Here is a 9,681-nt window from a genome sequence, read left to right on the forward strand (position 1 = left end):
TTAGAATTGCGTTCCTGCCGCCAAGCGGCAGTGCCTTCCGCCCAGGTGTTCAGCCCGGGCACCCAAGGCGGGTGTAGTTCAATGGTAGAACGGCAGCTTCCCAAGCTTCATACGAGGGTTCGATTCCCTTCACCCGCTCCAGGTTTCTCCCATCATTCCAGTTCGAATTCCCTTTATGGTCGCTGTCTGTCGGTGCTTCATGTTGTCACCATGAGAAGATCGGTGATCGTTTGCGCCATTCTGGTTGTGTTGACCGGCTGTCGAACAGGCATCTACGTTTCTCCATCAAGGGAAGAGCCTGATTCGTATTACATTGCCGCCACGCCCCCGGGCGGGATGTTTGGTGGGTTTGTCGGGTTGGAGCCTTCCGTCTCGGTGTTGCCCAAAGAGGCTTCGACCTTGTGCCCCCAGGGCTACGATAAATTAAGCGAAGGCGTAGGTAATTTCGAAGGCAAGTTCATTCATTGGACAATTCGATGCCACGCCGGTAAATCACCGTAGCCTTGCCCAGTTGGACGGTGGCCATTGGGTGTCCAACGTCGTCGCTTCAGCGAGGGCAAAGGTCAACAGGGCAACGGGTGGCCTGTCCGATTCCATGGCTGGATGAGGATGATTTCCCACTTCGGATCCGAGTCATTGGTTGCCATGGTTTGCTCATCGTCGGTCTGACGATTTCTCTACCATCTCCCCACAGCTCCGCTGGCAAAGCCCGTTGTGCCGGGTTTCTTCGAGCCTATGCCGATATAGGAGTCTCCATTTCTAATGCCCGAGCAGCGCAATTGCGGCATCCATCTGCTCATGCTCGAAAGCCGCCGTGAAATCATCCAGTTCGTCCACACGTAGTCTGACATCTATACCAAGAGCGACCTGTCGCCAGTTCATGACGGCCGCATGGACCTCGGCCCAGACACCCAATGCCTGCCTTCTCATCCGGTGCGAAGTAAGACGCGCGAGCCAGCAGCACCTGCACATCGGTGATCGGGCCATCTGTTTCAGATAACCAGGTCTTGGATTCCCGTTCCTTGTCCTTGATGTCGAAGGCGGGCGCAAGACGCCAAAGCCCGTGCCCCACGTGCAGGAAACCATGGTTCTGCAAGTGATCGACTACGTTCGTAATCAGCAGGTTGAATACAAGGCGACGCCATAGCTGGCGCAGATCCCGGGTAGGCTCATGGCCATGGGAACGGATGTTCGTCCAGAGAGAGGTCGGGGTCCAGCGCGAAGGCGCGAGGATCCTTCAGCCAATCGCGTTCGTAATGGAAGCGGATCTGGCTACGGTCATGGGCGAGTGTACCGACTTGGCGCGCAGGGCCGAGGTCATCATTCAACCAGACATCCAGGGTGTTGTCCTGCGCGCTCATGTCGATTTCTCGCTGTCTGACGCTGACGAGGGGTTGATCGCTTTGGCACGGGTGGCCGTGCGGCGTTTGAGAGCTGGTTCAAGCTCCAGGTCCTGCAATTTCCGACCAACTCTGTCGTCGGCCCCAAGCTGATTGAGGTCGCCCATTTGTCCATAATGGCGTGAAATAACGATTTGGTTGGATGCTAAGTTCGATTCCCTTCACCCGCTCCAGTACGCTTCAGACCCCTGTCACTTTTCGGCCCATCATGCTGAATCGTTGGCAAGCTTCCTGCTCACTCTCCGGCACTCTTCAGCCAGTTGCTCGGCCACAGGACTCAATTCCATGTCGCGTCGAAAGACCAGCCCGACGTCGCGCTGAATAAGCGGAGGTGCGAGAGGCCGAAAGGCCAGATCCCGCAACAAAGGGAGTGCGGCCACCAGGGCCGGTACCACGGCGGCGCGAATGCCGCTGCGGATCATCCAGTGCAGGCTCGTAACGCTGGAGACTTGGTATTTCGGCTCAGTCAGGATGGAGCTCAGGTCCGGCACGCTCTGCAATTGCTGGCGCGTGCTGGTGTCCAGCGTGTGGCCGACGAGTTCGTAGCCGCGCAGTTGATCCCAATGCAACTGCCCGCCAAGCTGTGCCAGAGGATGATCCGCCATGCATACCAGTCCGAGGTGATCGTGTATCAGCGTCTCGAACATCAGGCTCGAGTCTTCGGCGGTACGGCTTGTCAAACCGAAGTCGGCCGATCGTGACCGCACGTGCCGACGTACTTCGTCGGCGCCCGCATCGCGGATGGTGATGCGCACGGCGGGGTGGTTTTCCACGAAGGCTTCGATGGCAGGCGCAAGAATCGCTTCGAATGCGGAAGGCGCTGCTACCACGCTGATATGGCCCCGGCTGCCGCTCGCGAAGCCGCGCATATCGTTGACCGTGTGATCCAGGTCCTGGAGCAGCCGTTCCGCGATGGGAAGCAGGTCCCGCCCAGCCTCGGTCAGCTCGACGTGCCGGGCCGACCGGTTGAACAGGCGTACGCCCAGTTCTGCCTCGAGTTTCTGGATGGTGGCAGTCAGTGCCGGCTGCGCGAGAGCCAATCGCTCGGCCGCCACGGTGAAATGGCCGGCTTTCGCCACGGCCACGAAGCAGTCCAATTGCCTGATGGTGACGCGCTGGGTCAAGGCAGCCAACTCCAACGGAGGATCTTCGTGGCGTTTTTCCCGGAGCAAGGATCGCCAAACCCTATTGATTCATCGTGCATTGCGATTGGACTTCATCTGAGTTGGGCACACATACTCACCCGATCTTAACAAGCACCAGGCTCCTTGGAGGCCGAAAATGAGCAAGCTGAATCGCCGGCATGTACTTGTACACGGCTTGGCTGCCGCAGCCCTGATGGGAAGCGGTGCCGCCTTCGCGCAGGATGATTATCCGTCGAAGCCGGTGCGCCTCATCTCGCCATGGCCGGTGGGAGGTTCCGCCGATGTCACGACCAGGCTGGTCGGAGATCGCCTGGCGGCCTTGCTCGGGCAGCCTTTCGTGGTGGACGCTCGAGGCGGAGCGGCCGGTACGATCGGGTTCGGTGTCGTCGCCCGTTCGTCGCCGGATGGTTATACGCTACTGCTGGGCACGAACAGCACTTATGGAATCGCTCCACATTTGCTGCCCCCCACGCCTTACAAAATATCGGATTTCGCGCCGGTGGCGCTGGTGGCCGCCAACCCCCAGATCATCTGTATCCACCCGTCCGTTCCCGCGAAGGATCTGCCAAGTTTCATTGCCCACGTTCGCGCCCATCCCGGCCGCTACTCCTACGGATCGGGAGGGAAGGGCGGCACCAGCCACATGGCTTCGGTGCTGCTGGCGACAACAGCAGGATTGAACATGCTGGATGTCCCGTACCGGGGAACCGGACCTTCCCTGCAAGCACTTCTCGCCGGGGAGGTACAGATGGCGGCGCTCGACGTCGCTGTCGCCAAACCCCTTATCGAGGCCGGCAAGGTCCGCGCCTTGGCGGTGAGCTCAAGCCGCCGCTCGCCTGCCATGCCCGATTTGCCGACTATCTCGGAACTCGGCTATCCCGGTTTCGATTCGGCGACGGTCTATGCGCTTTTTGCGCCGGCGGGCACGCCAGCCAACATCGTCGCGAAACTGAACCGCGCGATCAACGAGATGCTCAAGCAGCCCGACCTGCGTGAGCGTTTCATCGCACTGGGTCTGGATGGGATGGGTGGCACGCCGGAAGAGATGGCGCGCTACATCAATGCGGAGTCGGACAAGTGGCGTGACGTGATCGCGCGCACCGGCATCAAGATCGAATGAACACGGGTGAAAAGCCAAGGGAATACTGTATGGCGTTTAGGCTTGCTTGCGACGTAGGCGGCACTTTTACGGATGTAGCGGTTCGACAGGCGGATGGCGATGTTTTTTTCGCCAAGGTGCCGACCACCCCAGACGATCCGGTCGAGGGCGTGCTGAACGGTATCGCTGCGCTGGCGGAGCAACTTGGCCAGGATGCGCGCCAGTTGCTTTCATCCGCGGGCGAACTCGTGCATGGCACCACGATCGCGACCAATGTGTTGGCCCAGGGACGCCCCGCGCGCGTCGGTCTGCTGACCACACGCGGGTTCCGGGACATACTGGAGTTGCGTGACGGCACACGGGGCAATCGCTATCAATTACGGGTGCCCAGTCCGATGCCGCTCGTGGCCCGGCCTTGCCGGCTGGAGGTGATGGAGCGAATGGGATTCGACGGATCCGTCCGGACGCCGCTCGATGAAACGCAGGCGCGAGACGCCATTGCCTCGCTCCTCGATCTCGATGTGGAAGCAGTGGTGATCGGGCTGTTGCATGCGCACCGCAACCCCGCGCATGAACTGACGCTGGAAAAATGGCTGCGCGAAGCGGGCTGGGGGGGGCCGATCGTGCTGTCGCATCGGGTGTTGCCGCAGGAGGGCGAGTACGTCCGTTTTTCGACGGCTGCGATCGAGGCGAGCGTCGCACCGGTGCTGGAAGGCTACCTGGAGCGCTTGGGCAAACAGTTGGAAGCCAAGGCTGGCGGCCCGGTCCGCACGCAGGTGATGCAGTCTTCCGGCGGCCTGCTGCCGTTGACCGCGGCGGGGGACCGGGCCGCGCATTTTGTCAACAGCGGTCCGGCCGGCGGCGCCATTTCCGCCGCCAGCATTGCGCGTCAACTGGGGCGTGACGTGGTGGCCTTCGATGTCGGAGGCACTACCACCGACATCTCGGTCATTCACGACGGCCAGCCGCAGGAGCGGCTCGTGACGAGTACCGATGCGTACGTCATCGGGTTGCCCACGATCGATATCAATGTGCTGAGCCTGGGCGGCGGCTCGATCGCGCGGGTCGGGACGGACGGCGTGCTGCAGGTCGGGCCGGAGAGTGCGGCCGCGGTACCAGGACCCGCCGCATACGGCCGTGGCGGAGCGAGGGCGACGCTGACGGATGCGGCGGTCGTGCTCGGATTATTGCCGGCCGGCGATGCTGGCGAAACGAGCAGCCTGGGCGGGACTTCCGGCCTGAGCCTGTCCAGGAAGCTGGCCATCCAGGCGGTTACGCGCGATGTTGCCGTGCCGCTGGGGCTTTCGCTGGAAGCGGCCGCGGAAGCGGTGCTGACACTCGCGGCCACCATGGTGGCCAGTGGAATTCGCGCGGCCACGGTCAGCCGGGGCATTGACCCGCGCGCTCTGGCGCTGGTCGGCTTTGGCGGCGCCGGCGGCTTGCTGCTCGGCGCCGTGGCGCGGGAGACCGGCGTGGAGCTGGCGGTGGCGCCGGCTGCGGGGTCTGTGCTGTCGGCCGCCGGGTTCCTCGATGCGGAAACGAGATACGACACGATCCGGCACGCCGGTCTGGCGATGAACACCTTGCCGAAGGAGAGCCTGGCCACGCTCGCGCGCGACATGGAGGATGAGATGCAGCGCTGGAGTGACCGCCACGCCATGGCCTGGGGCGATAAACCGATGGAGATGGCCTGGATCGCGGAATGCCGCTATGCACGGCAGGCCGGTACCGTTGCCATTCCACTCACTTCGGATGAGCTGGAGCGCGGCGCGGTGGACGAGGTGGCGGCCCGCTTCGAGGCGCGCTACACCATGCTTTTTGGCCATGCGCATCACAACGAGGCCTGCGTGCTGGATGCCCTGCGGCTGGTGGCGACACAGCCTTGCGCCGCGTCGGGGCGCCGGAAGAGCCGTACGCGACCGAAGCCGGCCGGGCAGGCGCTTACGCGCTCGGTTCACCAAGGGGGGGGCTGGCGGGAATGGCCCGTCATCTCGGTCGATGGGCTTGGCGAGGACGCCGTATGGCGCGGTCCTCTCTTGTGCGATTGCGGTGGAGTGGTGGTCGTGCGGGAAGGTGAAACCTTGAGCAGAGGAGAGCAGGGCTTGCTCATCCTCTCAGTGGAGAAGTGACGATGGCCTTGCAACCGGTGGACCCCGTGACATTGGCGGTCGTGCGAGCCCGCCTCGCTGCGATCGTGGACGAAACCGTCGAGGTGATGGCGCGTACGGCCTTTTCTCCGATCCTGAATCAGTCGCGCGACTTCTCGGCTTCTCTCTTCGATGCGGATGGGGAGCTACTGACCCAGGCGGAGCGCCTGCCCATCCATCTGGGGGCGTTGCGGTTCGCGCTGATGGCCGCCCGCGAGCGGTTCGGCGAGCGGCTCGCCAACGGTGACGTCGTGCTGCTCAATGACCCCTATCACGGCGGAAGCCACTTGCCGGACATGACGTTGTGCCTGCCCGTCGTGATAGACGGGCGAGTCGCATTCTGGGTGGTCAACCGTGCTCATCAAGGCGATATCGGCGGTATCTCTCCTGGCGGCTACAGCCCTCGTGCGACGGAAATCTGGCACGAGGGCTTGCGGGTGCCGCCCGTCCGTCTGGTGCGGGCCGGGCTTCTGGACGAGGAGTTGCTCGATCTGCTCTGCCTGAATTCCCGCACGCCGACGGACATGCGTGGCGATCTCCTGGCCCAGCTTGCGTCCGTTCAGGCGGGTGCCATACGGCTGCGCGCGCTGGTCGATCATTACGGGGCCCCTTGCCTGGCCGCATGCGGCAAAGCGATTCTGGCGGCGGGGGAGGTGGCGATGCGGGCCACCATCAGCGCGTGGCCCGATGGAATGCAGGAAGGCGAAAGCTGGCTTGATCCGATCGAACCCGGCGGCGCCGCGCCGCGCATCCACGTCCGGATCGAGGTGGAGGGCGACGAAGCGACGGTGGATCTGCGAGGCAGCTCCGATCAGGTCGTGCGATTCGTGAACTCGCCGCTGGCCAACACTACCGCGGCGGTCAACGCTGCTTTCGCATATGTCTGCGCGGGCGAGGGGCGGCAGAGCGGCGGCGCGATGCGTCCCATACGGCTCCTTACCCGGCCAGGCAGCCTGGTGGATCCGATCGCGCCGGCGCCAGTCACCGCTTGTACCACTCTCACCGCGGCGCCGATCATCGAGGCGGTCCTGGATGCGCTCTCCAAGATCGTGCCCCATCAGGTCATCGCAGGCTTTGCGCGGCGCTTTCGCGTGGCGATCGCATGCCACGACAGGAACGGGCGCAGTGTGGTGTGGCACCACTTCGCCAACCGGGGGGCAGCCGGTGCGCACGCCTCGGGCGACGGTTGGTCCAACCTGGGTGTCGTGCAAAGCCCGGGGGGCACGCCTTCGCCCAGCGTGGAGAGGACGGAGTCAGTCTTTCCCCTGCATGTCGAACAGTATGCGCTGCGTCCGGACTCTGGCGGCGAGGGAAGGCATCGCGGAGGCCTGGGGGCTACCTATGTTCTTCGCTACGAGGGCGTGGAGCCGGGCCGCCTGACGCCAACTGGCGACGGCGTGATGGTGCCTCCCCCCGGTCTGGCGGGTGGCAAGCCGGGACAACCCAATGCCGTCCATATCGTGCGGGCTGGCCAGGATGTGACGTTGCATGCGCTGTCCGGCACCGTGTCGATTCTGCCGGGCGACCTGATCTTTCATGATTCGGCCGGCGGTGGAGGCTTTGGTCCACCTGAAGACCGCCCCGCCGCGCTCAAGGCCCACGATGCAAGCTGCGGCTATACCTCCGTGAAGGAATCCGCGGAATGACTGGCTCCCTGGATTTGGCCGTCATCGGCACGGGCCCCATCGGTATTCTCTCGGCAACGCTGGCGGCTTCCGCGGGGCATCGCGTCGGGGTGTGGTCCCCACGTACGCCGGTGGAGGGCAGGCGGCTGACCTTGCGTTGCTCTGGCAAGCTGGAGTCGAGCGTGGAGGTCGAGAACATCTCCGGGCCGGAGTCGCTCGCCGAATGGAGCCATATTCTGGTGGCCTTGCCTGCCACCGCCTATGCCGACGTGCTAGGCATGGCCACGCCGTTCCTGCACGGGAAGCAGACGGTGATTCTCAGCGGCGCGCTCTCGCTGGTGCAATTCTGGTTCAGGGATTCCGTGGATTGGAAAGGCTCCGCTCCGGACCTGGTGGCCTGGGGGACGACCCTCGGCACCGCCAATCGCGCGGCGCCCTTGCATGCCCGCATCGCCACGGTGCGGCCGCGTCTTGGCGTGAGCGCGCTACCTTCTGCCCGCCTCGAAGCCCTGACGGGCCGCTGCGCCGCGCTATTCGGTGATCGCTTCGAAGCTGCGCCAGCACATCTGGCGACATTGCTGGCCAATATAAACCCCATTGCCCATGCGGGACAGGTCATCCCGAACCTGACCCGCATCGAGAACGGCGAGCCGTGGCGTCTGTTCGCCAATTTCTCACGCGCCGGTGCGCGCATTGCCGAGGCGATAGATGCCGAACGGCTGGAGATAGGGCGCCGCTTCGGAATCCCCCTTCGCTCGCTGGCCGATCACTATCGCTTGTCCTATGCGGTGGAAGGCAGGGACCTGGCGGCGCTTGCCCAAGCCATCGAAGCAGCAGGACTCGGGGCTCCGGGGCCTGAGAGCACCAGTCACCGCTACATCGAAGAAGATGTTCCCTATGGGTTGGTGGTGCTTCAACAGATCGGCGTACGCGTTGGCGCGGCGACGCCCAATCTGGATATGGCCATCGCGCTGCTGAGTTGCGGCTTGGACAAGCCGTACGCGCGAATGAATCCGATCCTGGCGGGACTCCGGCTGGAAACGGAAACGGCGGAATCCTTGGCGCACCGCTTCGCGTGACGAGGAACACGAGGCAATCGCAGGACCCACTCGGGCCCACGTATCTGGATGAAGTGGCCGCGCTTACGGGTATTCCTGCGACAGGTGCATGCGGTCTGATCGGCGGATACCGCGCAGGGCCAAACGCGTCGAGTAGAGCGTTTCACCGCCGCAGCCTGCGCGAGGCGCGCCGGAATTCGGCCGCCAGCGCCGCCGCCGCTATCGTCAGCGGCCGCATCGTCGGGGTGATCAGGTACTGCACGGCCAGTGGCAGATCGAGGTCGATAGGCAGGAACTTCAGCAGCCCCCGCTGCCGCAGGGGCTCCAGCGCCGCCAGGCTGTTGATCGCGACATAGTCGCCCTGGAGCAGCATGTCGACCAGCGCGCTGGCTGAATTGCAGTGCGCCACCAACGTGGGATCGGGCAGGCCCTGCTTGCGCATCAGCGAGACGATCATCGGTCCGCCGGACTGCTGCACGCTGTACAGCCAGCCGTAGGGAGCCAGGCTGGCCAGGTCGCGGGCGTCGGCGGCCGGGTGATCCGCCCGCACGATGATGCCCAGGTCCGAACTGCACAAGCGTTCGGTATGCAGGTCGGTGATGCTCTGGTCGGTCGGCAGCGGGCTGACCGCGAAATCGATCCTGGCCTCGCGCAGCGCCGCGATCGTCGAAGACGACCGGCCGCCGTACACGCTGAGCTGCGTGTTCGGCCTGAGCTCGCGGAAGCGAGCCACGGCCTCGGACAGCAGCATCGCCTCGGCGGTGGCCGACAGGCCGATCTTGACCTGGCTGTGGTGTTCGCCGCTGAACCGTTCGATTTCCTCGTGCAGATTGCGCAACTCGGCATCGATGACGCGCGCGCGGCGCAGCACGAGGCGGCCGATTTCGGTAGGTTCGACGCCTCGGGCGGAACGTATCAGCAGTGGTACGCCCAGCGATTTCTCGAGCGCGGTGAGGTTCTTGCTGACGGCGGCTTGCGCCAGGCCGAGCGCTCGCGCTGCGGACCGAACGCTACCTGTCTCGACAACCGCAATCAAATCGCGCAGATGAGCTTCGCGCACTGTGGCTTTTGCCTCCCCATTGTGTTTTTCTAGTTTTCTTGTCTGGTTCGTATTCTATAGCGTCGGGGCCCGGGGGGGGGGGGGGGGGGGGGGGGGGGGGGGGGGGGGGGGGGGGGGGGGGGGGGGGGGGGGGGGGGGGGGGGGGGG

Annotated in this window: 8 protein-coding genes and 1 tRNA gene; 5 read left to right on the plus strand and 4 right to left on the minus strand. The window is 64.2% G+C overall.

From position 1 onward, the window contains the following. Positions 1 to 67: 67 nt before the first annotated feature. Positions 68 to 141: transfer RNA gene (locus AC1Q6E_RS23580), tRNA-Gly, on the plus strand. 679 nt (positions 142 to 820) lie between these two features. Here the strand turns inward: AC1Q6E_RS23580 and AC1Q6E_RS23585 are convergent. From AC1Q6E_RS23585 to AC1Q6E_RS23595, 3 genes are all read right to left on the minus strand, one after another. Further along, on the minus strand, positions 821 to 1,234 hold the full coding sequence (locus AC1Q6E_RS23585; protein WP_492573618.1) for a HipA domain-containing protein: 414 nt from the start codon (positions 1,232 to 1,234) through the stop codon (positions 821 to 823). Next, positions 1,170 to 1,361 carry a HipA N-terminal domain-containing protein gene (locus AC1Q6E_RS23590; RefSeq protein ID WP_492573611.1) on the minus strand — a complete coding sequence of 64 codons (192 nt, stop codon included), beginning with the start codon at positions 1,359 to 1,361 and terminating at the stop codon, positions 1,170 to 1,172. Before AC1Q6E_RS23590 ends, AC1Q6E_RS23585 begins: the two co-directional genes overlap by 65 nt. A 245-nt stretch (positions 1,362 to 1,606) precedes the next feature. Continuing rightward, complete coding sequence (locus AC1Q6E_RS23595) at positions 1,607 to 2,524, minus strand: LysR family transcriptional regulator (protein WP_492573612.1); 918 nt, start codon at positions 2,522 to 2,524, stop codon at positions 1,607 to 1,609. Positions 2,525 to 2,681: 157 nt separating this feature from the next. Here AC1Q6E_RS23595 and AC1Q6E_RS23600 point away from each other — a divergent pair, with 157 nt between their 5' ends. Genes AC1Q6E_RS23600 through AC1Q6E_RS23615 form a run of 4 tightly spaced genes read left to right on the plus strand, consistent with a single transcriptional unit; the run spans position 2,682 to position 8,495 of the window. Next, positions 2,682 to 3,665 (plus strand): Bug family tripartite tricarboxylate transporter substrate binding protein, encoded by a 984-nt coding sequence (locus AC1Q6E_RS23600; protein WP_492573613.1) that lies wholly within the window; start codon positions 2,682 to 2,684, stop codon positions 3,663 to 3,665. After that, the gene (locus AC1Q6E_RS23605) at positions 3,662 to 5,773 is read left to right on the plus strand and encodes a hydantoinase/oxoprolinase family protein (RefSeq protein ID WP_492573614.1); all 2,112 of its coding nucleotides are present in this window, start codon (positions 3,662 to 3,664) and stop codon (positions 5,771 to 5,773) included. Before AC1Q6E_RS23600 ends, AC1Q6E_RS23605 begins: the two co-directional genes overlap by 4 nt. 2 nt (positions 5,774 to 5,775) lie before the next feature. Then, a complete protein-coding gene (locus tag AC1Q6E_RS23610) occupies positions 5,776 to 7,437 on the plus strand; it encodes a hydantoinase B/oxoprolinase family protein (RefSeq protein WP_492573615.1) in 1,662 nt (553 codons plus the stop codon). After that, positions 7,434 to 8,495, plus strand: a complete 1,062-nt coding sequence (locus AC1Q6E_RS23615; protein ID WP_492573616.1) for an NAD/NADP octopine/nopaline dehydrogenase family protein — start codon at positions 7,434 to 7,436, stop codon at positions 8,493 to 8,495. Before AC1Q6E_RS23610 ends, AC1Q6E_RS23615 begins: the two co-directional genes overlap by 4 nt. 142 nt (positions 8,496 to 8,637) lie before the next feature. Here AC1Q6E_RS23615 and AC1Q6E_RS23620 read toward each other — a convergent pair whose 3' ends face one another. Continuing rightward, entirely contained in the window at positions 8,638 to 9,534 is an 897-nt protein-coding gene (locus tag AC1Q6E_RS23620; protein WP_152792918.1) for a LysR family transcriptional regulator, read from the minus strand. Positions 9,535 to 9,681: the final 147 nt, after the last annotated feature.

Source organism: Pigmentiphaga sp. MLSB6-MA01, from assembly GCF_058793475.1.

What these genes read in the sequence shown, in the direction of transcription:
- AC1Q6E_RS23605 (WP_492573614.1), top strand. Translation starts at nt 3,662, where the DNA reads ATGAACACGGGTGAAAAGCCAAGGGAATACTGTATGGCGTTTAGGCTT.
- AC1Q6E_RS23600 (WP_492573613.1), top strand. Translation starts at nt 2,682, where the DNA reads ATGAGCAAGCTGAATCGCCGGCATGTACTTGTACACGGCTTGGCTGCC.
- AC1Q6E_RS23610 (WP_492573615.1), top strand. Translation starts at nt 5,776, where the DNA reads ATGGCCTTGCAACCGGTGGACCCCGTGACATTGGCGGTCGTGCGAGCC.
- AC1Q6E_RS23590 (WP_492573611.1), bottom strand. Translation starts at nt 1,361, where the DNA reads ATGAGCGCGCAGGACAACACCCTGGATGTCTGGTTGAATGATGACCTC.
- AC1Q6E_RS23615 (WP_492573616.1), top strand. Translation starts at nt 7,434, where the DNA reads ATGACTGGCTCCCTGGATTTGGCCGTCATCGGCACGGGCCCCATCGGT.